Annotated in this window: 29 protein-coding genes and 1 tRNA gene; 24 read left to right on the forward strand and 6 right to left on the reverse strand. The window is 60.1% G+C overall.

Annotated features, from left to right (window positions below; translation table 11 throughout):
- Positions 1-71: 71 nt before the first annotated feature.
- On the forward strand, positions 72-1808 hold the full coding sequence (locus tag SFU85_07120; protein ID MDX6766545.1) for an NADPH-dependent assimilatory sulfite reductase hemoprotein subunit: 1737 nt from the start codon (positions 72-74) through the stop codon (positions 1806-1808).
- A 70-nt stretch (positions 1809-1878) separates the two neighbouring features.
- Here the strand turns inward: SFU85_07120 and SFU85_07125 are convergent, their stop codons facing one another.
- On the reverse strand, positions 1879-2895 hold the full coding sequence (locus SFU85_07125) for an SAM-dependent methyltransferase (GenBank protein MDX6766546.1): 1017 nt from the start codon (positions 2893-2895) through the stop codon (positions 1879-1881).
- Positions 2896-2956: 61 nt separating this feature from the next.
- On the opposite strand from SFU85_07125, the gene SFU85_07130 reads away from it, so the two are divergent.
- The 11 genes from SFU85_07130 to SFU85_07180 all read left to right on the forward strand — a co-directional run bounded on the left by SFU85_07130 (position 2957) and on the right by SFU85_07180 (position 11300).
- The gene (locus tag SFU85_07130) at positions 2957-3079 is read left to right on the forward strand and encodes a hypothetical protein (protein ID MDX6766547.1); all 123 of its coding nucleotides are present in this window, start codon (positions 2957-2959) and stop codon (positions 3077-3079) included.
- 20 nt (positions 3080-3099) lie between these two features.
- Positions 3100-4029: a hypothetical protein gene (locus SFU85_07135; GenBank protein ID MDX6766548.1), complete on the forward strand. Its 930-nt coding sequence runs from the start codon at positions 3100-3102 to the stop codon at positions 4027-4029.
- 58 nt (positions 4030-4087) lie between these two features.
- On the forward strand, positions 4088-5143 hold the full coding sequence (locus tag SFU85_07140; GenBank protein ID MDX6766549.1) for a sugar phosphate nucleotidyltransferase: 1056 nt from the start codon (positions 4088-4090) through the stop codon (positions 5141-5143).
- 43 nt (positions 5144-5186) lie between these two features.
- Positions 5187-5651, forward strand: a complete 465-nt coding sequence (locus SFU85_07145; protein ID MDX6766550.1) for an OsmC family protein — start codon at positions 5187-5189, stop codon at positions 5649-5651.
- Between the two features lie 11 nt (positions 5652-5662).
- On the forward strand, positions 5663-6172 hold the full coding sequence (locus tag SFU85_07150) for a DUF192 domain-containing protein (protein MDX6766551.1): 510 nt from the start codon (positions 5663-5665) through the stop codon (positions 6170-6172).
- A 39-nt stretch (positions 6173-6211) separates the two neighbouring features.
- Complete coding sequence (locus tag SFU85_07155) at positions 6212-7801, forward strand: cryptochrome/photolyase family protein (protein MDX6766552.1); 1590 nt, start codon at positions 6212-6214, stop codon at positions 7799-7801.
- A gap of 13 nt (positions 7802-7814) precedes the next feature.
- Positions 7815-8543 carry a hypothetical protein gene (locus tag SFU85_07160; protein ID MDX6766553.1) on the forward strand — a complete coding sequence of 243 codons (729 nt, stop codon included), beginning with the start codon at positions 7815-7817 and terminating at the stop codon, positions 8541-8543.
- 72 nt (positions 8544-8615) lie between these two features.
- Positions 8616-8689: transfer RNA gene (locus SFU85_07165), tRNA-Pro, on the forward strand.
- A gap of 414 nt (positions 8690-9103) precedes the next feature.
- Positions 9104-9322, forward strand: a complete 219-nt coding sequence (locus SFU85_07170; protein MDX6766554.1) for a DNA-directed RNA polymerase subunit omega — start codon at positions 9104-9106, stop codon at positions 9320-9322.
- Positions 9323-9359: 37 nt separating this feature from the next.
- Positions 9360-9812, forward strand: coding sequence for an SsrA-binding protein SmpB (gene smpB, locus SFU85_07175; protein MDX6766555.1), 453 nt, complete (start codon positions 9360-9362; stop codon positions 9810-9812).
- Positions 9813-9935: 123 nt separating this feature from the next.
- Positions 9936-11300, forward strand: coding sequence for an FAD-linked oxidase C-terminal domain-containing protein (locus SFU85_07180; GenBank protein MDX6766556.1), 1365 nt, complete (start codon positions 9936-9938; stop codon positions 11298-11300).
- 51 nt (positions 11301-11351) lie between these two features.
- Here the strand turns inward: SFU85_07180 and SFU85_07185 are convergent, their stop codons facing one another.
- Positions 11352-12086: a TerC family protein gene (locus SFU85_07185; protein MDX6766557.1), complete on the reverse strand. Its 735-nt coding sequence runs from the start codon at positions 12084-12086 to the stop codon at positions 11352-11354.
- 54 nt (positions 12087-12140) lie between these two features.
- Positions 12141-13133 (reverse strand): VPGUxxT family thioredoxin-like (seleno)protein, type 2, encoded by a 993-nt coding sequence (locus tag SFU85_07190; protein MDX6766558.1) that lies wholly within the window; start codon positions 13131-13133, stop codon positions 12141-12143.
- Positions 13134-13430: 297 nt separating this feature from the next.
- Here SFU85_07190 and SFU85_07195 point away from each other — a divergent pair, with 297 nt between their 5' ends.
- The 6 genes from SFU85_07195 (at position 13431) to SFU85_07220 (ending at position 18402) form a co-directional block, all read left to right on the forward strand.
- On the forward strand, positions 13431-15131 hold the full coding sequence (locus SFU85_07195) for a hypothetical protein (GenBank protein MDX6766559.1): 1701 nt from the start codon (positions 13431-13433) through the stop codon (positions 15129-15131).
- Between the two features lie 392 nt (positions 15132-15523).
- Positions 15524-15976: a YHS domain-containing (seleno)protein gene (locus tag SFU85_07200; GenBank protein MDX6766560.1), complete on the forward strand. Its 453-nt coding sequence runs from the start codon at positions 15524-15526 to the stop codon at positions 15974-15976.
- A gap of 71 nt (positions 15977-16047) precedes the next feature.
- Entirely contained in the window at positions 16048-16989 is a 942-nt protein-coding gene (locus SFU85_07205; protein MDX6766561.1) for an alpha/beta hydrolase, read from the forward strand.
- A gap of 81 nt (positions 16990-17070) precedes the next feature.
- The gene (locus tag SFU85_07210; protein ID MDX6766562.1) at positions 17071-17502 is read left to right on the forward strand and encodes a nuclear transport factor 2 family protein; all 432 of its coding nucleotides are present in this window, start codon (positions 17071-17073) and stop codon (positions 17500-17502) included.
- A 55-nt stretch (positions 17503-17557) separates the two neighbouring features.
- Positions 17558-18169, forward strand: coding sequence for a sigma-70 family RNA polymerase sigma factor (locus SFU85_07215; protein MDX6766563.1), 612 nt, complete (start codon positions 17558-17560; stop codon positions 18167-18169).
- The gene (locus SFU85_07220) at positions 18166-18402 is read left to right on the forward strand and encodes a hypothetical protein (protein ID MDX6766564.1); all 237 of its coding nucleotides are present in this window, start codon (positions 18166-18168) and stop codon (positions 18400-18402) included. The genes SFU85_07215 and SFU85_07220 overlap by 4 nt, the downstream gene beginning before the upstream one ends.
- A gap of 19 nt (positions 18403-18421) precedes the next feature.
- Here SFU85_07220 and SFU85_07225 read toward each other — a convergent pair whose 3' ends face one another.
- Positions 18422-18805 (reverse strand): helix-turn-helix domain-containing protein, encoded by a 384-nt coding sequence (locus SFU85_07225; GenBank protein MDX6766565.1) that lies wholly within the window; start codon positions 18803-18805, stop codon positions 18422-18424.
- Between the two features lie 82 nt (positions 18806-18887).
- On the opposite strand from SFU85_07225, the gene SFU85_07230 reads away from it, so the two are divergent.
- Genes SFU85_07230 through SFU85_07240 form a run of 3 tightly spaced genes read left to right on the forward strand, consistent with a single transcriptional unit; the run spans position 18888 to position 21810 of the window.
- A complete protein-coding gene (locus SFU85_07230) occupies positions 18888-19487 on the forward strand; it encodes a hypothetical protein (GenBank protein ID MDX6766566.1) in 600 nt (199 codons plus the stop codon).
- Positions 19484-20863 (forward strand): MATE family efflux transporter, encoded by a 1380-nt coding sequence (locus SFU85_07235; protein ID MDX6766567.1) that lies wholly within the window; start codon positions 19484-19486, stop codon positions 20861-20863. The genes SFU85_07230 and SFU85_07235 overlap by 4 nt, the downstream gene beginning before the upstream one ends.
- A gap of 32 nt (positions 20864-20895) precedes the next feature.
- Entirely contained in the window at positions 20896-21810 is a 915-nt protein-coding gene (locus SFU85_07240; protein ID MDX6766568.1) for a class I SAM-dependent methyltransferase, read from the forward strand.
- Between the two features lie 26 nt (positions 21811-21836).
- Here SFU85_07240 and SFU85_07245 read toward each other — a convergent pair whose 3' ends face one another.
- The gene (locus SFU85_07245) at positions 21837-22397 is read right to left on the reverse strand and encodes a DUF4256 domain-containing protein (protein MDX6766569.1); all 561 of its coding nucleotides are present in this window, start codon (positions 22395-22397) and stop codon (positions 21837-21839) included.
- Positions 22398-22643: 246 nt separating this feature from the next.
- Here SFU85_07245 and SFU85_07250 point away from each other — a divergent pair, with 246 nt between their 5' ends.
- Complete coding sequence (locus SFU85_07250; GenBank protein ID MDX6766570.1) at positions 22644-23108, forward strand: hypothetical protein; 465 nt, start codon at positions 22644-22646, stop codon at positions 23106-23108.
- Positions 23109-23143: 35 nt separating this feature from the next.
- On the opposite strand, the gene SFU85_07255 is transcribed toward SFU85_07250, so the two are convergent.
- A complete protein-coding gene (locus SFU85_07255; protein MDX6766571.1) occupies positions 23144-24610 on the reverse strand; it encodes a B12-binding domain-containing radical SAM protein in 1467 nt (488 codons plus the stop codon).
- A 198-nt stretch (positions 24611-24808) separates the two neighbouring features.
- On the opposite strand from SFU85_07255, the gene SFU85_07260 reads away from it, so the two are divergent.
- Both SFU85_07260 and SFU85_07265 read left to right on the forward strand, forming a co-directional pair.
- Positions 24809-25510 (forward strand): type 1 glutamine amidotransferase, encoded by a 702-nt coding sequence (locus SFU85_07260; protein MDX6766572.1) that lies wholly within the window; start codon positions 24809-24811, stop codon positions 25508-25510.
- Positions 25511-25790: 280 nt separating this feature from the next.
- The gene (locus SFU85_07265) at positions 25791-26750 is read left to right on the forward strand and encodes an autotransporter-associated beta strand repeat-containing protein (protein MDX6766573.1); all 960 of its coding nucleotides are present in this window, start codon (positions 25791-25793) and stop codon (positions 26748-26750) included.
- Positions 26751-26949 lie beyond the last annotated feature (199 nt).

The raw sequence follows: 26949 nt of genomic DNA on the forward strand, positions 1-26949 counted from the left end.
TCCATTGACCCAAAGCGAATCTCTACTAAGTTTATCTACTTAATCGGATTAAAAAAGGAAAGCTCACCACCATGTCCAACGCCAGTGTCGAAACCATCAAAGATCAGAGCCGCTCGCTTCGTGGCACCATCGTCCAGACCCTCCAGAGCGAAGCCACCCACTTTTCCGATGAGGAATATCAACTGCTCAAGTTCCATGGCACCTATCAGCAGGATGACCGCGACCTGCGCAACCCGCGCAAGGCCCAGGGTCTCGACAAAGCCTGGAGCTTCATGGTCCGAAGCAAGATCCCCGGCGGCGCCATCAACGCCGAACAATATTTGATGCATGACCGGATGGCCGACGACCTCGGCAACGGCACCATCCGCATCACCAACCGCCAAGGCTTCCAGATGCACGGCGTCCTCAAGGGATCCCTCAAGGACTGCATCGCCCGCATCGTCCGCGCCAAACTCACCACTTGGGGTGCCTGTGGCGATGTCGTCCGCAACACCATGGCCGCCGCCGCCCCCTTCAAGACCCCGGTCTACGACGATGTCCAACAACTCGGTCGAGATCTCAGCGAAACGTTCATGCCCGCCAGCACCGCCTTCAGCGAAATCTGGCTCGACGGACAGAAGCTTGAACTCAACCAGGAGGACAAAGCCGAACCCATCTACGGCAAGCACTACCTCCCGCGCAAATTCAAGATCGGCATCGCCGTCCCCCCTGTGAATGACGCCGACGTCTTCACCCAGGACATCGGATACATCGCCCATGTCGTGGATGGCCGCGTCACCGGCTACAATCTCACCGTCGGAGGCGGCTTCGGTATGTCGCACGGCCAAACCCAAACCTACCCCGTCCTCGGAAAGCCCCTCTTTTACGTGGCCAAGGAACACGCCGTCGCCGCCGCCATTGCCATCGTCACCGTGCAACGGGACAATGGCAACCGCGAGGACCGCAAACAGGCCCGTCTCAAATACCTCATCGAAAAACGCGGCCTCGACTGGTTCAAAGCCGAAGTCCTCGCCCGCCTCCCCGGCATCCCGACCGAGCCTTTCAAGCCCTACACCTTCACCACCGTCGGCGACTTCCTTGGCTGGCACGAACAGGGCGACGGCAAATGGTTTGTCGGCATCTGGGTTGAACAGGGCCGGATCAAGGACACCGACCAGATCCAATACCGCTCGGCATTCCGTGAAATTGCCCAAACCTACCATCTGCCTGTCCGCCTGACCCCCAACGCCAACCTCCTCTTCCACGACATCGCCCCCGACCAAAAAGCCGGCGTCGATGCCATCCTGCGCAAATTCCACATCCCCGTTCCTGATACCCTGACCGAAGCCCGCAAGACGTCCCACGCCTGCGTCTCCCTTCCGACGTGCGGCCTCGGCCTGGCCGAAAGCGAACGCGTTCTGGGCGGCATCATGGACAAGATCGATGCCATCCTGCGCGAACTTGGCCTGGAAAAGGAACCAATCCTCATCCGCATGACCGGTTGCCCGAACGGCTGTGGACGCCCCTACAATGCCGACTTCGGCTTCGTCGGCCGTGCCCCGAAGAAATACGCCTTCTACCTCGGCGGCTCCAGCCGCGGCGACCGATTGGCCGGACTTGAAGCCAAGAGCATCACCGAGGACCAGATCCCGGAAATCCTCCGCACCCACCTCAAGGACTATAAAGACGGCCGGAAGAAGGGTGAAAGTTTCACCGACTACCTCGGACGCACCCATACCCTGGGCGCCGCACCCCACCCCGACCAATTCCACGTCGAATTCGCCGAGCGGGCCGCCAAAGCTGTCTCCGCCGCCCCCCTCGAAACCTGAAGAGTCTTCTTGTAGACGGGGAATCCCTTCCTCGTTGCTTGAACGCTTCGATAGACGCCGCTCTGTTCTGCTAAGGCAAAGAACTGCTTGTTTGGGCAGATGCCGCCGGTCTCTGCTCCAGGACGAGGAAGGCCCCGCCCGCATCCACCGGGTCGGCCAGCCGTCCGCCCTGGCCCGGGACCCATCGTTGCAGCCAATCCGCCTGCGGTCGCAAGTCGGTCGTGACCCAACCAAGCGCTGCACCCCAACGCGCCAGGTCGCTGAAATTCACATCCGCCGTCAGGTCTTGCCGGCCCTTGCGGCGCAACATTTCCTCGCCCTCCAAGCGCATCTGCCGGAAATAGGCACGGAGTGTCCCCGAGAGCGGCAGCCGGGGTGGAGGCTCCACAGTGTAACCGTAGTCCACGGTCAACATCGCCCCCTTGAGCCAAAGGCTCGCCCACTCTGCCAGCCAGCGCTGGTAAGCCTGGTGGATCTCGATCCGCTGGCCCTCACGCAATCCGGACAGCCAGGCCCCACCCCCACAGGGCACATCGGAGCCCGGGCCGCTTTCGCATTCCCGGATGTTGCCGGACGGTGATTCCGCCACTGCGATTTCCAACCAAGTTCCCGCACGCAGGATGAAAGACCGGCAGGGGAAGGCATCCACGAGTTCATTGCTGTAAATCAGGGCCCTGCCTCCTGTTTGGGCCAGAGCATCGGCCATGTTGGTATGCCAACGGACCCTTCGACCGCGCAGGGTTGTTTGCTGCACCTTCCGCAGCGAATCCGACGTTTCCACCAAATGGAGGTCGACCCGCCAGCGGAACCACCAGGGAAGCGCGCGCAAAATCCCCCTGGCCAATGCGCCATCCCCGGGTCCGACCTCAATCACCGCAATCCTTCCTTGGGGCTTGAGCAGCGCGGCACGCGCCCGCAACCAGCAGGCAATCCCCCGGGCCAGTGTCCGATCAAGCGTGGCCGAGGTGGAAAAATCCCCGCGTTCTCCCACCGAGCCTATGTGCCGAGCATAGTAGCCTGCCCCGGGGGCATGGAGGGCTTCGTTCATCCATTCTTCCCACGTCACGACCCGGCCGGTGTCCTCCATGGCAAAAAACTACCCCTGCCCGCGCGCTTGCCAAGAACCGGTGCGCTGCTATCTCGAGGATATGTCCCATCAAGAAGAATCCTGCGATTGCCAGAAGATGAAGTTCGAGGCCCTCCTCGGTATCGGCACCGCGTTCATTGCCGTCCTGATCATCGCAACCATCGTCTTGGTCTGTAATCAGTAAAGCGCATCCGGGCTGTTCACATGCCTGCCACCCGAGCGGTATTCCAAGGGCAACCAGTCTGGGAATTGCGCAACGGCAATGCTCGGGCGGTCATTGCCCCACAGGCCGGGGGTCGGCTCCTCTTCTGGGAAATCGGTGGTCGCCGCCTCCTCCACTGGCCGGATCAAGCCGACTGGTCCAATCCAGCGAAGATCCGCGGCGGCAATCCCCTCCTCTTTCCCTTCATCGCCCGGCATTTCGTGGATGGGGTGGTCGGACGCTGGCGTGACGGATCAGGCACGGTCCGCGACATGCCCATGCATGGTTTCGCCCGGAACGCCGTCTTCACCGCAGTCGTACCCCGGACACCCACTTCCCCCAACGATGAGGAGGGCCCGGTGGAACTGGCCATGGAGATAGCTCCGACCGACCAGACCCGTGCCTGGTATCCCTTCGACTTCCGCTTTCGTGTCGTGCATGTGCTTGATAGGAACAGTCTGACCGTGCGCTTCGAGACCGAAAACCGCAGCCAAGCGCCGATGCCCTACCAGGCGGGCCATCATTTTTACTTCGCCCTCCCCGCTGAAGAGCGGAGCCAATGGTCGCTTCTCCTGCCCCCGGCCCATCAAGCCCGCCAAGCCTCGGATGGAAGCATTGCATCCAATGGCACCAGCCTGAGCCGCTTCTCCTTGGATGACGCATCCCTACTGGATTGCTTCCACATCCTCGATGCCCCGGGCCGCTTGCAACTCCAACATCCCGACGGCCGGACGATTGATTTCCTTTTCCCACCTGATGGCGTGCCCTGGCACACCGTGACCACCTGGACCGAGAAACCGGAATCGCCCTTTTATTGCGTCGAACCCTGGCTGGGCCTGCCCAACGCCATCCATCACGGGCAGGGCCTGCGCTTGCTCGTACCCGGCGCGACTGAATCCGCCACCTGCACCCTCCGGGCCTCCGGATGGTGACCCTGGACCTTACCGCAAATCTCTGGCTTACGGTCGCGCGCTGATTTAGGCTCTCTCTGTGAACCCGGCCCATTTTTTCATCATGGCGGGAGGCAGCGGCGAACGATTCTGGCCGCTCAGCCGCCAACTCCGCCCGAAGCAAATCCTCCCCCTGCTGGACCAGGGCACCCTGCTTGAACTGGCCATCCAACGCACCCTGCCCCTGGCCGGACCGGGGCAGCTCACCCTCCTGGCCAACACCCAGCTTGGCGACACCCTCCGCACCTCGCTCCCCCAGGACGCCACGGTCAATCTGGTGCTGGAGCCGGCCAAGCGCGACACCGCCCCCGCCGCCGCTTTGGCCACCGCCATCGCCTATCACTCCGGTCCCGAATCCGTGGCCGTGCTCCTGCCCGCCGACCCTTGGATCGGTGACGACGCCCTCTACCGCGCCGACCTGGAACTGGCGGTGCGCTTGGCCCGCGATCACGACGCGCTTGTCACCCTGGGCATTCCCCCGACTTTTGCCGCCACCGGTTTCGGTTACCTGGAGTTGGGCGATTTCCTTCCGGAAACCGGTGACCGGGCGCGCCGGGTGGTGCGATTCGTGGAAAAGCCCGACACGGCCCGGGCCCAAAGCTACCTCACGTCCGGCCGCCACGCCTGGAACGCAGGGATCTTCGCCTGGCGGGCCTCGGTTTTTCTGCGGGAGGCGGAACGCCTGGTTCCGGAACTGGCCGCCTTCATCAAAGCCTATCCGGGTCCCGCGGGCTCCGAGGCCTACTTGGCGGAGCATTTCAGCGGCCTGCCCAAGATCTCGGTCGATTACGCCATCATGGAAAAGGCCGCCTCGGTCCTCTCCGTGGCCGCCTCCTTCCCTTGGGACGACATCGGTTCCTGGCCCGCCTTGGCCGGTCATTTCCCCGTCGACGCCGCCGGCAATGCCCACCGGGGTGTCCTCGCCGCCCATGCCGCGCGCAACAACCTTGTCTATTCTCCCCACAAGCCTGTGGCGCTTTGCGGCGTGGAGGATCTGGTGGTGGTGGACACACCCGACGCCCTGCTCGTCTGCCATCGCAGCCAGGCCCAGGAAATCAAGAAGCTCCTGCCCCTCCTCCCGCCCGGACTCCATTGACGCCTGTCCTTGCCCTTCCAGGGCTTCCTGCTTGGATGGAATCATGTCCGAACACCGCGCCACCATCCTCTGGGTCCGAAAGGACGAGGGCTTCCTCCAATCCAAGTATTCCCGCAACCACACCTGGGCCTTCGACGGGGGCGCGCACGTCGAGGCCACGGCGGCCCCAAGCGTCATCCCCCCGCCCTGGACCGACCCCGCTTTCATCGACCCTGAGGAAGCCTACATCGCCGCCCTATCCAGCTGCCACATGCTCACTTTCCTCCACGTCGCCGCCAAGGCCGGCTTCGTGGTCGACCGTTATGAGGATGAAGCGGTGGGCGCGATGGCCAAAAACGAGAAGGGCATCCCCTGGCTGAAGACGGTGACCCTAAGACCCCGCATCGCTTACGGTGGCGACAAGGCCCCCACTCCGGAGGAGAGCGGGCAGCTCCACCACAAGGCGCACGACTTCTGCTTCATCGCCAACTCGGTCAAAACGGAAATCCTCATCGAACCTGTGGCGTGAGGAAAGTCCCCATGGTTGCCTCATCGTCGTACAAGTGGCCCTCCGCACTTCGGCAAGCGGTCCTGGCGGTCATTCTTGTTCTGGGCCTGGCCGCCTGCGGCTCTCCGTCCCAACCTTCATCCCAGGCTGCGACCACGCCCCTGCGCACCATCGACTTGACCATCGTCGACCAAACCCTGAAAACCGAATTGGCTCTCACGCCCCCCGAGCAAGAACATGGCCTGATGGACCGCGACTCCCTTCCCGGCGACCATGCCATGCTGTTCGTCTTTGACAGACCGCGCCGGGCCTCGTTCTGGATGCGCAACACCCGCATCCCCTTGAGCATCGCCTACCTCGACGCCCGGGGAGCCATCGTGGAAATCTATGACATGCAACCTTTCGACGAAACCCCGATCCCCAGTCTGAGTGCCGAGATTTGTTACGCCCTTGAGGTCAACCAGGGCTGGTTCCGCCGTCACCGCATCACGCCGGGCGATATCGTCAAGGGGCTGGAAAAAATACCCTCCTCCCCCCAATAATCAGCCAAGCAAACTGGCCAATTGCCCATAGGATGTCGTATGGACGCCTATTGGATACTCGGAGACCAACTCCAGCACGACCACCCGGCCCTGAAACTGGCCCGGCCGGACGACCTCTTCGTCTTCATTGAATCCAAGGCCCGCGGCGGCCACCTGCGCTACCACACGCACAAGCTGGTTCTGATCTACAGTGCCATGCGCCATTTGGCCGCTGAATGGAAGAAAAGTGGACGAAAGGTCTGCTACCATGCGTTGGGTGAAGGCCCTTCATCGGATTATCTCGGGGCATGGAAAGAAATCCTGGCCCGCCACCACCTGCAGGCCATCCACGTCATGGAGCCATCTGAATGGACCATGGACCAAGCCTTGGCCCCCCTGGCTCGCAAGCTCGGCCTCCCCATCCACCGCATCCCGACCAACCAATTCCTGACCAAAAGGTCGGATTTTGCCGCCTGGGCTGGTGGCAGGAAACACCTGCTCATGGCCGACCACTATCGCCGACAACGCGAACGCCTCGGCATTCTGCTGGACCAGGATGGCGGCCCGGAGGGCGGCAGCTGGAGCTTCGATGCCGACAACCGCGAAACCTTTGGCGCCTTTGACAAATCCGCCCCGCCCGTGCCGCCACTTCCCGCGATACGACCCGACGCCGTCACCCGGACTGTCATGGAACAAGTGGCGGCGCATTTTCCCGGCCACCCCGGCGACCCCGCCACGTTCTGGCTGCCGGTCACGCGCCGGGAATCATTGGCCTGGCTGGATGATTTCATCCAACGACGCCTGTCATCATTCGGTCCTTTCGAGGACACCATGGCCTCGGGACAACCGCATCTCTTCCATTCCGTGCTTACCCCCATGCTCAACACTGGATTGTTAAGGCCAATGGAATGCATCGAACGCGCCGTGGCGGCCTGGCGGAGCGGAAAGGCACCCATCGCTTCGGTGGAGGGCTTTGTCCGTCAAATCGTCGGCTGGCGCGAATTCATCAACGGCGTCTACTGGCTCCACATGCCCGGCTACGCATCCAACAACGCCCTCGAGGCCAGCCGACCCCTGCCCGACTGGCTCGAAAAAGGCCAATCACCCATGAACTGCGTCGGAGAGTGCGTCAACCAGGCCCGGGCAACCGGCTACAACCACCATATCCAGCGCCTGATGGTCCTGGGGAATTTTTTTCTTCTCGGAGGCTACGACCCCCAGGCGGTACTCCGTTGGTACATGGAAATGTATGTCGATGCGTACGACTGGGTCATGCAACCCAACGTCCTCGGGATGGTGCTTTACGCCGACGGCGGCCGCTTCGCGACCAAGCCCTACGCCGCCGGATCCGGTTACATCCAGCGCATGAGTGATTATTGCCGGAATTGTCGTTTCGATCCCAAGCTGCGCAGCGGACCCAAGGCCTGTCCTTTCAATATCCTGTATTGGAACTTTTTCGACCGTCACGAGACCCGTTTCGCCAGCAACCCAAGGGTGGCCATGATCGTGAACACCCTCCGTAAAAAATCCGCCGCAGAACGGAAAGCCATCCGCACCGAAGCCGCCAGCATTCTCAATGGTTGGAACATCACCGAATCAACGCCCGCCGACAGGCTCCAGAAGCTGGACAGGAATCGGAAGAGAACCTAATCTATGATGCAACATGATGAACGCCCTTGTGCGCATCTCTCTTCTGATGTTGGCCGGCTTGGCGACGGCCACGCTCACGGCGCGGGCCATTCCCCTCCAGGCGGAAGACTACCTTTATTGCCCCGGTGCCTCTCCTTCCGCCGAGGCCAGCCTGGCCCTGAACAAGATCATTGCGGAGCGCCGGGAACTCGCGGGAGGCATCACCCTCGAGGATTTTCCCGGGACCCTGACCTTTTTCGGCGTCCGCATCGATGAACCCGAAGTGTTGATGAATTGGCGCACGCAGGAGGATGCCCGCGTCCGCGCCCTGATTCCGCAGGGCCACTTGGAGCAGGTCACAAAATTCGCAGATAAAGTCAGGAGCCTCACTGGACAAGTGGAACAAAAATTCCCCATCAGGCAGGGCTTTGACCTGGGCATGGCCCAATCGGTCGAACGCACCGGAGACGGCGAATCCGTGCGCGTGGACCTGTCCGTGCCCACGAATAGTGCGGACTACCGGGTACTGAGCGAATCCGAAGTCAATGAGGACGGCGTTTTGGTGATCCGGGTGACCCTGATCCGTCCTTCTTCGTATCTTCTCCTCGACAAAGAACCGGTACCAACGGAACTCAAAGCCACCATCACCCGCAAGGGCCCCCTGCCCAAATCGGTTGAACTATGGACGCGCACCATCAACGACGATCTGCCCTTGGGGCTGAAATTCAAGCGCATGGGCGAGGCCAAACTGGCCGGAACCTGATCTTTGGCATGGGGGCATGCCGGTGGATTAGCTTGCCGCCATGGGTATTCGCAGCATAGTGATTTTCTGCGACGGAGCGTAGCGCAGTTTGGTAGCGCGCTTGGTTTGGGACCAAGAGGCCCCGGGTTCAAATCCCGGCGCTCCGATAAAGAGTATTTCGCGAGGCGAACGTTGTCCATCGATTAGAACCTTCAGGTTCAGCGCTGCGTCCGTAAGGACTTTATTCCATCGCCCGAAGGGCCATCTCGCACAGCCCCGCGTTCCTCACGGGGATCAATTCCGGCGCTCCGATAAGGAGCATTTCGCGAGGCGAACGTTGTCCATCGATTTGAACCCTTGGGTTCAGCGCCATTCACGAAGTGACCGTTTCTCATTGCCCAAAGGGCCATCCTGCACAGCCCCGCGTTCCTCGCGGGGATCAATCCCGGCGCTGATAAGGAAATCTTCTCTAAGCGAACATTCCCCATTCCCTATTTCGAATCCATCATCTGCACTCAGAAAAATAAAACTTGCCGCCCCCCTCCTTCACCGGCATTCTGGAAAGCTTTCCCATTCCCATTATGAAGCAGCAATTGGTCACCGACGCCCTCTCCAAAATCGAAAACCCGCAGATCCTCATCAACATGGTCTCCAAGCGGGTCCGCCAATTGGGCCAGGGCTTCCGCCCACTCATCCCCGTCAGCCCCCGCATGACCTTCATGGATGTCGCCCTGAAGGAAATCGCCGACGGCAAGCTCAGCTACCGCCCCCTCGACGAGGAACCGGCCGCGGCGGATTGAACCCCGCCTTTACGCCGTTCCCCCGTAAAGGCCTGCCATGAGCGGCCTGGAAGTCCAAAACCGCAAGGCCGGGCGCGATTACGCCGTCCTGGAAACCCTCGAGGCTGGCATCGAACTCCAGGGCACCGAGGTCAAATCCCTCCGCACCAGCCAGGCCAGTCTCGACGAAGCCTTCGCCCGCATCGAAAACGGCCAGATGTGGCTGCACCAGTTCCACATCGCTCCCTACGAAAAGGGCAACCGGGAAAACCACGAGCCCAAGCGCCTGCGCCGACTCCTCGTCCACAAATCGGAAATCCGCCGCCTGCATGAGGAAGTCGCCACCGCCGGAAAAACCCTGATCCCGCTCAAGGGCTATTTCAACGACAAGCAGCGTTTCAAGATCCTCCTCGGCCTCTGCAAGGGCAAGAACGCCCGCGACAAGCGCCAGGACGTCAAGAAGCGCGACACCGACCGGGAAATCCGTCAAACCCTCCAGAGACGGCGGTGATCTTCTTCATCCCACTGGTCTTCTGCCTTTCGTCTATTCCTACAGGAATGCGCCCGTCCAGAGATGGGAAAAGATTGTTTTAAAACTTTTGCCCCGGCCCGCTCCTGAGCCAAAATGGCTTCCTTGAAAACACCTTGGCTTCCCAAACTCCGGAAACTCTTCGGCCGGCGCATCCTCCAGACCGACCCGGAGACGTTGGCCGCCCATGCGGGTGATGCCTGGCACGCCAGCCACCCCCCGGAGGCTGTGGCCCTTCCCTCCACCACCGCCGAAGTTTCACGCCTCCTCACCTTCTGCCACCGCCATCGCATACCCGTCACCGCACGCGGTGCCGGCCGCGGCTATGTCGGCAGCTGCGTCCCGGTGCGTGGCGGCGTCGCCCTTTCGCTCGCCCGGATGAACCGCATCCGGGAAATCTCCCGTGAGGATTTCGTTGCCGTGGTCGAACCCGGTGTCATCACCGGCGAACTCCAACGCAGGGTGGAAGCGCGCGGTCTCTTCTATCCACCCGATCCGGCCAGCCTCAACGAGAGCACGATCGGCGGCAACATCGCCACCAACGCAGGTGGGCCCCGTTGCGTCAAATACGGCGTCACCCGCAACTACGTGATGGGCCTGGAAATCGTCCTCGCCGACGGGACGGTCGTCACCACCGGCGGGCGCACCCATAAGAACAAACTCGGCTTCAATCTCACCGACCTCTTCACCGGGTCGGAAGGCATGCTCGGCATCACCACCCTCGCCACCCTTCGCCTCATCCCCCTGCCCCCGGCCCGTGCCGTCGTCGTGGGCACCTTCCCCCATGCCAGAGCCGCCGCCGCCGCCGTGCAGGCCGTCCTGGCCCGCGGCTTCCTCCCTTCGGCCATGGAGGTCGCCGATGCCTTCACCCTCGCGTCCGCGCGGAAATACAGCCCCGGCACCCCGCCCGGTAATGCCTTCCTCCTGCTGGAGGTCGACGGCCAATCTGCTTCGGTCCGCGGTGAATCCCGCGACCTGGCGGTGATTCTGGAATCCTGCGGGGCGCTCCGTGTTTTCCGCGCCACCACCACCGCAGCCCAGGACCGTCTCTGGGGTATGCGACGTGATTTCTCCTACAGCCTCAAAGCCACCGGGCTGCACAAGATCAACCAGGACATCGTTGTCCCCCGGGGCAAACTCGTCCAAGTCTTCAAACTCTCCGAACAATTGAAAAAGAAGTACCGGGTCGAGACTTCGGCCTTTGGTCATGCCGGTGACGGCAACATCCACGTCAACCTCATGTTCGCCAAGGGGGAGGAACATGCCCCCCGGGTGCGACTGGCCCAGGATGAATTGTTCCGACGTGTGCTGGAGATGGGTGGAACCATCACCGGCGAACATGGTACCGGATTGGCCCGCAAACCTTGGTGGAACCTGGCCACCACCGCTGGAAGCCGGAAACTCCACCAATTGGTCAAACAGGCCCTCGACCCGCTGAACATCCTCAATCCCGGCAAGTTTCTCGGCTGAATCCACGCCCGCCAGGCACTCCCCAGAACGGGGACTGGAACCAGAAAACTTTTAGCGGTAGGGCTGGTTGAGTTCCACCGGCCGGGATTTGGCCCGCAACCTCAAGTTCAACATTTCCACGCCAACGGAAAACGCCATGGCAAAGTAAATGTAACCCTTGGGAATATGTTGGTGCATGCCCTCGGCCACCAGCATGACACCAATCAGCAGAAGAAAGCTAAGCGCCAGCATTTTGATGGTTGGGTGACGATGGACAAAATCACCGATGGAACCGGCGCAAAGCAGCATCACCCCCATGGCCAGGATGACCGCGACGATCATCACAGGCAGGTTGTTGGTCATCCCGACCGCCGTGATGACGGAATCGAGCGAAAAAACAATATCCAGCAGGATGATTTGCACGATCACCCCGGCAAACGACGAAGCCACCCGGGCGCTTTTCTCTCCATCCACCCCCTCCAGCTTGTCGTGGATCTCATGGGTGCTCTTGGCCATCAAAAAAAGTCCTCCACCGAGCAGGATCAGGTCTCGTCCCGAAAAATCATGCCCCATGACCGCAAAGAGCGGTGAAACCAGCCTCGCCATCCAGGAAATCCCGCAAAGCAGGAGTATCCGTGTGACCAGGGCCAGGGCCAGGCCAAGCTGGCGGGCCTTTGCTTGCTGCTCAGGCGGCAACTTCCCGGCCAAAATACTGATGAAAATGATGTTGTCCACCCCGAGGACGATTTCCATCACGGTAAGTGTCGTCAAACTGATCCAAATCTGCGGGTCCGAGAGCCATTCCATGCCGCCTTCCTATCGTCCAAAGGGTGCGACGGCAATCGAAAACAAGCACTGGCTTCATTTGATGGGAAGATAGGCAGCAGCCCGTGCCGGATCGCTGCGGATGAAGGCATTGACCTTGGTCGCCTGATCGGCTGTGAGAACCCTCCCCTCCGCAGACGTTCCCTGGATTTGTTTTTTTTGGTCGCTCTCCGGAGCGCGCAGGTAACTGGCATCGAGAAGTCCCACTGACCGCCCTTCCGCAGCTTCCAGGGCCGCTTTTTTTTGCGACTCCGATGCCACAAAGATGCTTTCGGCACACTGGCGTGCCAAGGCCTCACGAACCAAATCGCCCAAGGAAATCGCATCCGGCTGGTACTCAACCAGGGTCACTTCCCGTCCCTGGAAAAAACCCGCTTCGGTGCGCACCACTCCTTCAATCTGTCCCAGGCGCATCTCTCCGGTCCAGAAACAGGCTTGGGCGAAGGCCACGCGTTCCCTACCGCGATCTGGGGTCGCTTTTTCTGTTTTTCCTGCTTTCCCAGACAAACGCAGCCCGGCCAGGCGTCGCAGCCCGTCATCCGCATCCCGGCCCGCTTTTTCCAGGCTGGCCACCATCCGCGTCGCCAGTTCGGGCGTGGTCCAGACCCGGTCCTTGCGCGGGATGAGATCGCGGCCCTCCGCGTCGATGAACCTCACCACTTGGTAGTTCCACGAAGGCTCGTCGTATCGGCGCAACACCTCGGCATCCCCTCCCGGTTGGTTGTTGGGGATGAGCAGGGGGACAAAATGCTGCTCCACCGCCCGCACCACTTCGGGGTCGGACAACACATCGCGTCCGAATTGCCGGCAACCGGCGCAACCCGGCACTTCCTGGAAAAGCAAGAAAACCGGTTTGCCCGTTTTTTTCGACAATGCCAGCGCCCGGGGCAGATCACGCAACCAGGCCACTTTGCCCACGGCCTCCGGCCGGGCCGCTTCCTCGGCGGACACGCCGCCCAGGCAAAGGACATACCCAAGCGATCCCAGAATCATCATCAGGCTTTTCACCCTCTTGTTCATCATGTTCATGCGCATGGGAGTCTGGCGAGATGTGCCCTATTCCCGCCCCTCTGTTTCAAAAGAACCTGCCGGCAAAGGCAGGGCTCCGGTTGATCTGCAAATCCCTACGGCTGTTGACTTACGCCTTCCCCTACGGGCCGACGACAACAGCGGCTCTATATGGCCACTCGGCATCTTGATCGTGTATCTGGATGTTCTTCCCCTCACTTCTAGGGTGATCAACTGACGCGGGCTCTTCAAGAGCAGTAAAGTCGTCCAATGAATCAGGTCAAGGAACCAGCCGTCATACTTGATGAAACCACCCCTATGCCCAACACCCATCGCCGGCCCTGTGCCGGTTTTTTCTTGTCTCGAACCCTGCCCCTTGCCCTGTTTCTCAGCTTCGCGGCATCCGCCCTGGCCGATGAAGATCCGGAAGTCCTCGCCAAAGGACCACTCCACGAGGCATTTGCCGAAACCGTCCAGCTCAATCCCGAGGCCGGCCCGGTCATCCCCACCGCCCCCCCGGAGCCCGTGGAAGAAATCCCCCCGGAGGTCAAACCTGAAGGTAATAATGTCCTCTGGATTCCCGGCTACTGGGCTTGGGACGACGAAAACAACCGCTACCTCTGGGTCAGTGGAGTCTGGCGTGACACCCCGCCCGGCCGCCACTGGGTTCCCGGCCAATGGCACCCGGTTAGCGGTGGCCATCAATGGATTTCCGGGTACTGGGCCGCCGACACCGTGGCGGTCGAGGAACGCCGCGCTCTGCCACCCCCCCCCTCAAACCTCGATTACGGACCACAGGTTTCCGCACCCTCGGAGGATCATGTCAGGATACCCGGTAGCTGGATCTGGCAGTCCCGCTACGTCTGGCGCCCGGGCTACTGGTCCCTCGGCCGTGCCGATTACTGCTGGATTCCCGCCTCCTACGCCTGGACACCCGGTGGCTATGTTTTCGTTGACGGCTATTGGGACTATCCGTTGGTAAGACGCGGCATCGTCTTTGCTCCGGTCTACTGGAGTCCCGCCCCCATCATCGTCTACAACCAGCCTGTTCGGCGCTACAGCCCTTCGGTAGTCATCCAGCTTTCTTTTCTCTCCGACTGCCTTTTCATCCGCCCCCGTTACCACCACTACTATTTTGGGAACTACTACGATGTCTCCTTCCGCAGCGGGGGCTACTACACGTCCTTCGCCTGGTTCAACACCCACCGCAGCTGCGAACCCATCTTCGCGCATCGACGTTGGGAAAACAGGCGCGACTCCCGTTGGGAACAGCGCGAACGCGACCGTGACGAACAACGTCGCAACAACCCTTCCCAGCGCCCTCCGGACCGTTACATCGCCGGCCAAGAAAACGTCTTCATTGCCGAGCCCGGTAAAAAAGACCGAAAGGCCATGCTCATGGCCGCCCCGGTCAGCCAGATGCAGACCCAACCGGCCTCCCTCAATGACCAAGGCCAGAAGGAAAATCCAAAGTGGATCAAACTCGATGACTCCCAGCGCGATTCCCTAAAACGTCAAGCCAAGGAACAAGCCAAGGAACAAAAGAAGATGCGCGAGGAAAATGCCGAACGTTCCGCGGAGAATGTTCCGGTCAAGCCCGCCAAAGTGAAGAAAATCCAACTGGAAGAAGCCCCCATTCTGTCAAACGGAGAACCTGTCAAAAAAGAAAAAGGCAGGAATCCCTCGCCAGCAAATTCGTCGAATCCATCGAATAACGCCACCACCGGATACGAGCCGAAGGCCAATCGTGAAAAGGACAAGTCGAATCAGAAAAGCGAAAAAAAGCGCGCGATGGACCCGATTGCCCCACAGACCCTCCAGCCTGTTGAATCTTCAGGAAAAGAACGCCGTTCCTCCAAAACCCAATCGCCGTTCGAGTCCTCTTCCTCGCCGCCGGCCCAGATCCAACCCCAGCCCCAAATCCAGACCCCTGTTCCGGTGCAGCCCTCTCAGTTTTCCGAAGGCTCCCCGGCCAAACACAAAAACAAGAAAAAGAACCATAAAGCCGAAGATCTCTGAACGACGCTCCGTGCCCTAGAGCCATTCTAGCTTTGGTGGAAACCGTGCGATTTTCCAGGGTGGAGGGGGACCTCCGGGCACGCTTGCCTTTTTTCTCTCCACGAAGAAGCAGCAGGTCCGGAGGTCCCGCTCCACCCCCGCACAACAGAATGCCTCCAGTTAAACCGGAAGTACTCTAGTCTCTGACCTCCCGGCCTTCCGCTCGGAAGGCCGCTACCCTCCTCTCCATACGCCACGCCGGGATTCACGCTGTCACAGCGTGTGGCCGCGCTTTGGCAAAAAATCCGTTGGTCCGGGGTAAGAAAGCGCCCGCTCACCGCATCAGAATGATAACCGGACGAACCGGCCCAAACCAAAAAAACAAAACAACAATACCAAAAAACCATACTCAAATGAAAACCAAACTCCAGTCCCTCGCGGCGTTCCTGCTGCTCGCCTCCTCCGCCATTGCTGGCAACGCCGTCAACGTCTCCGGTGCCAGCCACATCGCCGTCAATGGCTATGACACGGTCGCCTTCTTCACCGACGCCAAGGCGGTGAATGGGTCGCCCTTTATCTCGGCTGAATACCAGGGGGCCACCTGGTTCTTTGCCAGTGAAGAACACAAGAATCTCTTCAACGCCAACCCGGCCAAGTACGCCCCCCAGCACGGCGGCTATTGTTCCTTCGGTGTCGGTCTTGGACGCCTCTTCCCGGTCGACATCAGCACCTGGCAGGTGCGTGAGGGAAAGTTGTACCTGAACCTGAACCAGGAAATCCTCAAAAAATTCAACGCCGACTTTGCCGGCAATGTCGCCAAAGCCGACAAGAACTGGCCCGAACTCGCCGCCAAGAACAGCAATTAACGACCCCATCCAATTGGTGAGCGTCCGGAAGTTCCATCCCCCGCACGCGAACCCAAACAACGAGAAATATCATGAACAAAAATCCCTTTATCCTGGTCCTGGCCCTGCTGGGCATCATCCTCGCCCAACCCTCCGGACTTTCAGCCTTGCCTGTGGTCAAGTATCACACGGCCAAGGTCGACAACCTCAACCTGTTCTACCGCGAGGCGGGTGATCCCTCCCGCCCCACCGTGGTGCTCTTGCACGGGTTCCCCTCCTCCTCGCATATGTACCGCAATCTCATTCCGCTGCTGGCGGAAAAATACCACGTCATCGCCCCGGATTACCCGGGCTTTGGCCAGTCCGACCAGCCCTCCGTGGATGCGTTTGCCTACACCTTCGACCATTTGGCCGAAGTGACCGACCACCTCCTCGATTCGCTGAAGATCGCCCGCTACAGCATCTACATCCAGGACTACGGCTCTCCAGTCGGCTTCCGCTTGTTCACCAAACATCCGGAACGCATCACGGCCATCATCAGCCAGAATGGCAACGCCTACAGCGAAGGCCTGAGTCCCTTTTGGGCGGAGAATCTGGAACCCTATTGGAAAGACCGCAATGCCACCACCGAGGCCAAGGTCAGGGGCCTGCTCACAGCGGCCACCACGCGGTTCCAATACAGCGCCGGTTACCGCGACGCCAAGCACATCAGCCCCGATGCCTGGACCCATGACCAGTCGATCCTAGATCGTCCGGGAAACGCCGAAATCCAACTCGCATTGTTCTACGACTACCGGAACAACCTGAAGCAATACGAAAAGTGGCATGCGGCTCTCCGGAAAGCCCAACCCCCGGTGCTCGCGGTCTGGGGCAAAAACGACCCCATCTTCGCCCCGGCGGGAGCCCTGGCCTTCAAACGGGATGTGCCCGACGCCGAAATCCACCTCCTCGACACCGGCCACTTCGCCCTCGAGGAAGATGGCGCAGTAATCGCGGACCACATCCTGGGTTTTCTCCAGCGAAAAGTACAATAATCCCGACCACGAAGCCCCCGGTGTCGTTTGACCATACGCACCGGGGCCCGCTTCAAAAAGGAACACCCGAACCGAATCACGATGATGAGCCCACGCCCTCCTCTCCCCCCGTTCACCGAAGAAACGGCACGACTCAAGGTCCAGGCTGCCGAGGATGCCTGGAACTCCCGCGATCCCCGGAGGGTCTCCCTGGCCTACACCGAGGACACGGAATGGCGCAACCGCGACCAATTCCTCAACGGCCGAGCCGCCGTGGTGGCATTCCTCCGAGTAAAATGGGAACGGGAACTCGACTACCGGCTCAAAAAAGAACTCTGGGCCTTCCACGGCCACCGCATTGCCGTGCGATTTGAATACGAATTCCATGACGCGACCGGCCAATGGTTCCGGTCTTACGGAAACGAAAACTGGGAGTTCGACGATCTCGGCTACATGAAGCGCCGCTTCGCCAGCATCAACGATCTCCGCATAGATGAAGGCGAACGGAAATTCCGCTGGGAACGTGCCCTGTGAAAACGCCGGGACTATTCTGCTGGCCAATCATTGCCGGGTGGTTAACTTGCCGCACATGGTCGAAAACGAGACCCACTGGGTGGAGGCCCTCGACCCCTCCTCGGCAAGCCACCCCGACGCTGTGGCCGAACTCAGAAGTATCGTACTCCAAGGGCTTCGCATCGCATTGCGTGACCGGAAGGATGTCAGCGAGGCCCAATTGGAAGACTTCACCCAGGAAGCTCTGCTGCGCATCCTCGACCGCAGGCTCCAGTTTTCCGGCCGGAGCAAATTCACCACCTGGGCCCACACCATCGCCATCAACACGGCCTTCACCGAACTCCGCCGGAAACGCTGGCAGGATGTCTCCCTGGATTCCCTCACAGAGGAGGGCCGTCAGATGCACGAACCCGCCGTCATGCCCGACCACCTCCTCGGCTTGGAGGACGAAAAAATCCGCTTGCTGCGTGTTCTCCGTCAGGCGGTCGAGCACAAGCTCTCGCCAAAACAACGGGCGGCAATCATGGGTGAATTGCAGGGCCTGCCCTTCGACCAGATCGTTAGTCTCCTGGGCACGAACCGCAACGCCGCCTACAAAATGCTTCACGATGCCAGGCGCGCATTGAAACTGCACTTGGAGAATGAAGGACTGTCCTCCGAACTCATCCGAACCGTCTTCGCCACATGAAACCACTGACCACCGACCAGATCAAGGGCTTCGTCCGCATGATTGCCGACACCCGCGAGCTCGAATTCAACTGCAGTGAATGCAGGCACCACATCGGCGAATTCGCCGAGAAACAGCTGGCCGGGCAACCCACTGGAGAAGCCCTCGAAAAGGTGCGCCATCATCTGACCCTGTGCCCCGAATGCCGCGAGGAGCTGGAAGCGTTGGAGAAAATTCTGCGGGCTGATGCTTGATGGCTGGAAGCATGTCCTTTCAGCTGGGATGCGCTTGCAGTGCGACCCGGGTGCCCTTCTCCCACTTCAAACCCCAGTCCTTCAAGCCCTGCAACAGGGGCGCCAGGGACTTTCCCTTGCGGGTCAGACGGTAGGCCAGACGCTTGGTTCCATCTGCTGCCGGAATCTGCTCCACCACCCCGTGCTCAAGCAACCGCGCCAGCCGGTCGCTGAGGATGTTGGTCGGTATCCCTTCGGGCGAAACCAGAAAATCCTTGAAGCGGGAACGTCCCAGAAAGAGATCGCGGACCACCAAAAGCGTCCAGCGGTCCCCCAGCAGATCCAGCGCACAAGCCACCGGACAGGGTGAACGGCGGATCTTCTCCTGTTTTCTTCTCCTCCCAATATCTTTTGTCCCAGGCATAGATCCGACTTTAGCGCCCTGATTACTTGTTATCCACAAGTATTTTGCTTGCATTATAAAAGTATTTAGACAGCTTTCGTCCATGGAAACAACCCAAACCCCCAGCTTGGCCGCCCCGGGCGCCGGCTTGCCGCCCCTTGAACTCCTCTTTGGCCGCATGTTGTTCAAGTCCCGCACGCTCGCCGGAAACCCCGAGTCCTTCAAACGCACATTTCAAATTGAACGCGCTAGAATCCACCAACACCTCGACACCTGTCCGCCCATCGCCCGAGGCCGGAAGGTGCTGATCACACGCGCCTTTGGCATGGAGGACAGCAGCCGCCACTGGTCTCTCTGGATGACCCTCGACCACTTGCGGATAGTCAACGGATCCATTGCCCGCATCATCAGCTCCCTGGGCAGTGGAAGCATCCCGGAGGGCAGGGCCAGCACCGCCGATGTCAAACCCAGTCCCGCTGCTGATTCATCGGTCGAGGCCCCGTACGAGGCCTCTTGTGAGGCGGTCCTTGAAGCCGCGGATTTCGTTGCCGATTTGAAGACCCCCTTGCGTTTTGCCCATCCGTGGTTTGGACCGATGGATGCTTTCGAATGGTATGCCCTGGCAGGAGGTCACATGGGGATACACCGGGTGCAGATCGAACGGATCATCGCAGGACTTGCCGCAAAAGCCGGTCCCCGATGAAAAACCATCCCAGGACGGGCGCCCTTTCTCTGACCTCGGATCCGATTCTGTATCTGACCTGGAGGATCGCCCTACCTGCAAGCGTCGGGATGCTCTTCAACACCCTGTTCAATGTTACCGACACCTACTGTGCAGGCCTATTGGGAACGGAAGCCCTGGCCGCCCTGTCACTTTCCTTTCCTCTTTTTTTCCTGCTGATTGCAGTGGGCAGCGGTCTCGGCCAGGGATCGACGGCACTCCTGGCCCATGAGCTCGGTGCGGGCAACCCTCCAGCCGCCCGCCGGATATTTGCCCAGTCCCTGCTCGTTGCCTTCGCGGCAGGCGGGCTGCTCACTGTGGTGGGACTGCTCAGTGCTCCGTGGATCTTCCAGTTGTTGGGTGCTCACGACACCTATCTCGATACAACGCTCAGCTACATGAATGGAATCCTCGCCGGATCCGTCTTCTTCATCCTCACCATGGCATTCAACAGTGCCCTTTCGGCCCAAGGCGATACACGATCTTATCGCAACTTCCTCATCACGGGTTTTCTGGCCAATGCCGCGCTCAACCCGGTGTTCATGTGGGGTCTATTTGGATTCCCCGCCCTTGGTGCCAGGGGTATCGCCCTGGCAACGGTCATCGTCCAGATGGCAGGATGCGCCTACCTCTGGACCAGGGTGGTTCACACCGAAGTCTTTTCCAACATGACCCTTGGCCTCTTCCAGCCCCGGGCCGATACCCTCCGACAAATTGCCGCCCAATCCATACCCGCGGCTCTCAATATGATGACCATCGCCTTGGGCGTTTTTGTCATCACATGGTTCGTGAAGCAATTCGGCCGGGAAGCCGTGGCCGCCACCGGCATCGCCACCCGTATCGAACAACTTATCCTCATGCCGGTGATTGGAATCAGCACCGCCATGCTCAGCATCACCGCCCAGAACCGCGGGGCAGGCCTGCCTCGCCGGGTGCGTGAAGCATGGAACCTGCACATTCTGCTCGGAGTCGTCCTGATGACGGGGGGCGGCCTGCTGCTTGGATTCTACGGCAGAACAGTCATGCGACTCTTCACAGACGACGCCATCGTCGTCGCCCATGGTGCCGACTACTTGTGGGCCGCCGCATTCACCCTCGCCGCCTACCCCATTCTTTTTGTCACGGTCTTTATGATGCAGGGTTTGAAACGACCTGGTTATGGTCTCTGGCTGGGTCTTTGCCGGCAGGTCATCGGACCCATTGTGATCATGAATCTCCTCGTCTTCACTTTGGGGTGGGGATTGAACGGTGTCTGGTGGGGTTTTTGCTTCGTGACCTGGAGCGCCGCCCTCTCCGCCCTCTTCTGGGGATGGCGCACTGTCCGGCTCCTCACCGACCCTCCCCAACGATCGGATTGATCATATCTCCTTTCGTCCCTTGACTGGCAGCGATGAACAAATGGATTTCTGCAGAACTCTTAGAAGAATTCCAATCGGCCGGAACCAACTCCCACCGGCTCTTTTCTTCCCGTGATGCTTGGATTGAGCGGCTCGGCCGGGACATACTGATTTCGCACAAAACGCAGGAGTCCCTCGAACTTTGCCTGTCCGGCCTCAAGGACTGGCCCGGCAAATCACTTTTTCAGCCGGACCGGATCTTCGCCCGCTTCCTGCCCAAACAGAACGCCGATCGACAATCCCCCGTTTTGCTGGAAGGCGATGCCGCGCTCTCCCCGGAAACGGTGGTCATGGAAAACGGGGTTCGCTATGGCATCGATTTCACTGCGGGCTACGCGGCGGGCCTTTTCCTCGACCAGCGTGCCAACCGGGCCTTCGTGCGCCAACTCGGCATCAAAGGCAAAAAAACCCTGAATACATTCGCTTACACTTGTTCCTTCTCCGTAGTGGCAGCCGTGGCCGGAGCGGAAACCCTCAGCCTCGACCTGTCAAAAAAATCCCTCGACCGGGGAAAAGGCAATTTCGAGCTGAACGGCCTATCCCTCGACGGCCACCGATTCATCGCCGACGATGTCCTGGACGTACTGCCCCGGCTGGACAAGCGGGGGGAAAAATTCGACCTCATCATCCTCGATCCCCCGACCTTCTCCCTTGGAAACCGGGGCCGCAAATGGAAAGTCGAAGACCAGATGGAGGACCTCATCGCGAGTGCACTCGAATTGGCTGCCCCCGGGGCCTGGCTCCTCGTCTCGACCAATTGCACCAAAATCGACCGATTCTCCTTGGAACGCATGGCCAAATTCGCCCTCAAGCGGGCCAGAACCCATGCCACCACCCATCACGAACCTGCCCTGCCTGATTTCCCCCAAAATGAGGGTGCTGTGACGCTGTGGCTGAAGCTCCACTGACGAGAAAACTCGGACATCCCTGGCGGTCAAACCCTCAGCACGCTCCGAAACCCCCGTATGGCGTAGTAGGACTGCGCTCCGTTGTGGCCGACGAAAATCCGGTCATAGCGGCGTTCGGCATAGAGCGCTCCGCCCTGCCTCCGCATCTCCGGCGGGGTTGCGATCCAGCTCGATGTCTTGCGATCGAATTCACCCAGCGTTTGCAAATGCGAATACTGTTCTTCCGTCAAAAGTTCGATCCCCATTTCCCCGGCCATATCGATGGCAGTGGTCTTGGGTTTGTGTTCTTTCCGCGATTCCAACCCCTCCCGGTCATAACACACACTGACCCGGCCCTTGGGAGTCTCAGCGGAACAATCGTAGAAAAGGATTTCGCCCGTCTTCTTGTCCTGGCCGACGACATCCGGCTCCCCGCCCGTGCGTTCCATCTCCAAAAGTGAGCGAAGTTTTTCCGGATTTGCATCCAATTTGGATAACACCTTGGTCCAACAAAGGCCCCGGTGACGGACCGGATTCTGCTCGAACCTTTTCTTCAGAACGGCGAGGCCTTCTTCTCGTTGCTGGGGGGACAAATGTTTTTTCGTCATGATTCTGGTTAAGGGAATACTTTTACCCCCTTTTTCAGGGGCTGTCGACCCATCGTCGCCATCCCCCTCCCCTCCCGCAGATGAACCATGGGGTGAACGGCTGATAGCCAGATAATCAACGCAGGACGAGAGTGAGGGCCCTCCACTAGAAACCCACACCATGTTCCGAGCCAACCCGCAGCCTTGTTGCATTTTTTCAGCCTGCGCATAAAGTCACCCATCGGCCAACCACCACATCGTAAAGCCATGGATTTTCGCGAACCCACCCCGGAAATGAAGCAGAAGGTCTTCAACGAGATCTTGTACGAGATCGAGATGCTCGTTTCACTGCCCATGGACAGCCCGCAAAGCCTCCTGCACAACGTACTGACCGAGGCTTATTTCCTCCATACCCGCGTGCTGGTGGAGTTTTTCCAAACGGAGCAACGGATTGACAACCAGGTGCTGTGCAGCGACTACGGCTTCCCCCCCGAACCCATCGACCCCTTGAAGGAAATCGAGGCCAGGCACCACCAATACATCACCCACCTCACCTACGGGCGTCTGAAACCCGGTGGCACATCGCGTTCGTGGATCCAGAAAAATTTCGACCCCAAGCTCCGCAAGCGCATCACCGGATTCCTCCTTCACATCATCAAGTCGCGCCCCGTCACACTCGACGAGGATCAAACCGGGCGCGCCATGGCTTTGGTACGACAATTGGCCAAGTAAGTGCCGACAGGGTTGCCGGCATTTCCGGCCTCCGCTCAAACCTTCGCCACATCCCCGACTGCGGCGACATTCCTGGCCGAATAATTCGAGGCCTGCATCCGGTCGCGGGTGCAATCGCGGGCGTAGAGGATGAGGTGGTGGGCGACCATGCCCACCTGGATGATTGTCTCGATGTTCCCCAGCCTAAGTTGGCGCCAGAACATGGCCCAGAAATGCTCGCGGTAATCGCTGCCGCCGACGATCCAAAGCATCCGCCAGGAAACCCCGATGAAGCGCTTGAGGTTGGCCCAGGTCAGCTGGTCGGCCACCGGGGGCACGTAACGGTTGCGGTAGGTGATCTCGGCCTGGGCCTCATATCGGCGGTAGAGTTCCCCCGGCTCGTAGATGTGACGGATGACCCGTCTCCAGTCCTCCACCACCCGCTCATAGGGCCGCAGAAATGCGATGTTGGAATCGCGGCCCTCGTCCGACACCAACCGGCCCGCCCGGGCCAGACGCGCGTGCAGGGCCGTCTTGGGCAGGGCGTACAGGATGTTGACCGTGAGGATGGGGATGCCGGTGCGGCTGACAAAGTCGATGATGGCCTGGGCCGTTTCGTCGGTATCGGTGTCCAGGCCCATGATGATCCCGGAGGCCACCTCGATCCCGTAGCGGTTGAAGGTCTCCACGGTCTCATCAATGGGCGATCTCAAATTCTGTGCTTTCTTCATCGCCTTGAGTGCGGCCGGATCGGGGGTTTCGATGCCGAAAAAGACATTGGTGAAAAAAGCCTCCCGCATCTGCGACAGGATGTCGGGATAGCGGGACATGTTGAGGGTGGCTTCGCAGGACAGACGCACCTGGTATCTCCGGCGCTTCTGCCAGGCCACCAAGTGGGGCATCAGTTCCTCCGTGGCCTTGGGGTTGCCGATGAAATTGTCGTCGACGAAATACACCGAGACCACGCCGCCGTCGGCCAACTGGTCCAGTTCGGCGATGATCTGTTCGGGTCGCTTCAGTCGCGGGTTGCGTCCGTAGAGCGCCGGGATGTCGCAAAACTCGCAGGTGAAGGGACAACCACTGGAGAATTGAACGCTGCCGAGGAGGTATTGCGGGAGGTTGGCCAGGTGGTAGGCGGGCGAAGGCATCTCGGCCATGGCCAACTTGTGGACGGTTTGATAGACTTCCTGGGATTCCGGGCGCGACACCCCGGCGTCCAGTCGGCGGAATAGCCGGATCGTGCCGTCACCGGCCTCCCCGCAGTGGATCAGATCGATGTCTGGGTAATACTCCGGGGCTGAGGATACCGAGGGGCCTCCCAAAACGGTCAACTTGTCGTGGGCGTGGGCCCGTTGGTTGAGGTCGTCGATGTGCGGGCGCTGGATGTGCATCCCGGAGAGAAAAACCGCGTCGCACCAGCGGAACTCCTCCCCGGTCACAGGGCGGATGTTTTCATCAACGAACCTCACCTCCCATGACTTGGGCAGCAAGGCGGCCATGAGGAGCAATCCTTGGGGCGGCATGAAGGCACGAACACCGGGGATGAGAGGAAAGGCATGTTGGAACGTCCCGAATGACGCGCTATACTTGGGGAAGACGCAGAGAATTTTTCTTCGCGCATGTGTCGGGAAATCAAAATCTGCCCGTTTCAGCCCCTGTTCGGCCATTTCATGCATGCCGCATTCTAGACGGGAGTGGGCCGTTTGGGTAGACTGAATGAGATGAAAAATGCCCTGATCCTCCAACACGCCCCCTTTGAAGGTCCGGGCGCCCTCCTGCCCTTCCTCCAACGTCAGGGTTACGCCTGCCAGATTTGCCACGTTTATCTCGAATCAGCACTCCCCCCTGCCCACTGGGATCTTGTCGCGGTCCTGGGCGGACCGATGAACGTCGACGAAGAAGTCCGCCTGCCCTGGCTGGCCCCGGAAAAAGCCTTCCTCCGCCAATGTGTCGACAGCGGAGTTCCTCTGCTGGGTATCTGCCTGGGTGGGCAATTGATCGCCAGGGTGCTGGGCGCCCGCGTGGTGCGCAATGCCCACAAGGAAATCGGCTGGTTCGACATCACACGCGCCCCCGGAGCAGAGAAACACCCGCTCGGCAGGCATTGGCCGGAACGTTTGGAACTGTTCCACTGGCACGGCGACACCTTCGAACTCCCGGAAGGCGCGGTGCGGCTGGCCTCTTCGGCGGCCTGCCAGAACCAAGCCTTCGCCTGGGGCGGACGTGTCCTGGCCCTGCAGTTCCACTGCGAATTCACCGGGGAGAACGCCGAAGGCCTGGCCTGCGGAGATGACTCCGAGGACTGGCAGCCCGGGCCTTACATCCAATTGCCCGAACATTTCGCCGCCAATCCCGAACGTTTCCACGCCCTCAACCGGACGATGGATATGCTGATCAAACCCTGGCTGGAGGGATTGAGCTGAGTATTGGAGTGATTGATGATTGTTTGATCAATCGCTCGTTCTCGTAATCGTTCTCATTCTCTCTAGTGCGTTTCCGGTATAAATAGACTCCTACCTGTAGGGCGGCAGTCCCTTGCCGCCGACCACAACCATCACGGCAGGGGAGTGCCACCCTACAAAAAAAGGCTGATACCAAATCGCATTGACTGAGCGATACGGTCAGCGGGAGGGCTAGGCGTCTGGCTCCCCCGTAGGCGTTCGGGGCCGGGCCGGTTTGAGGTCCTTCTTCCAAGGCGACACATTGATCTCGGCTGGAACCCTCGCCTTGGGCAGTAATCTCGCGATTCGAAACAGTGCAATCGACACCTCAGGAAGCGGCAATATCACACTGGCGGCTGGCGTCACGACCCCCACCTTCGGTGGCCTGAGCGGCAGCAAGAATCTCTCCTCGGTGATCACCGGAAACTACAGCCTCGTGACCGGCCTTACACTCAACACCGTCGCGGGCTCGACCAAGACCTACTCCGGAAACATCACCAACGGTGCCACCGGCATGACGCTGACCAAAACTGGTAATGGCACCCAGATCCTCTCGGGTAACAACACCTATACCGGCGCGACCGCTGTGAATGGAGGAACCTTGCTGATCAATGGCAGTCTCTCGGGAACCAGCGGTGTGACCGTGGCCACCGGCGCCACCCTGGGCGGTTCGGGCACGATCAACGCTTTGGTCACTGTGGGCAGCGGAGGCAATCTTTCGCCCGGCAACAGCCCCGGCCTGGCCAGCTACGCCGCAGGCCTGACCCAAAGCACGGGATCCAGCTTCACCTGGGAACTGAATACCAACGACAATTCGCTGGGCATACGCGGCATTAGCTTCGATGGCGTGGATGTCAGCGGTGGCACACTCACCATCCAAAGCGGGGCGACATCCGCGCTGGTCTTCAACGGATCAGGCTCCTCGGTTCTCTGGTCGGACACGTTCTGGGATAGCAGCCGCCAGTGGCTGGTTTATGATAATGCCAATGCCCCGACGTTGGCGTCATCGGGCATTTTTGACACCATCACCCTCACGTTGGACAGTGGCAGCAATTCCTTGGCCAGTATCCGCGCCGGGTCCAGCTTCTCCTGGAGCCAGAGCGGGAACGACATTTACCTGAACTACACCGCCGTCCCCGAGCCTTCGACGTATGCGATGGTTCTCGGCGGTCTGGCGGCCTTGCTCTGTCTCCGTCGCCGGGCAAAAAAATTGGATTCCTGAGCACACGTTGACTTCCTAAACTCCTGAGGCCCCGCCACCCGGCGGGCTTCTTTTTTGTGGAGAGGGGTCTCTCTGACTATCCAGATCCAGGGTGCGCCAACGCCCGGCGAAACGTTCGGTTCCAAAAAAAGCTCGGGAGGAGTGCTGACGAATTCATCGATCCTCTTGACGGCGAATACCGGAGCGGCTTCTGTCTAGA

The organism is Candidatus Methylacidiphilales bacterium (genome assembly GCA_033875315.1).
Taxonomy (GTDB): domain Bacteria; phylum Verrucomicrobiota; class Verrucomicrobiia; order Methylacidiphilales; family CAZTYG01; genus JANRJG01.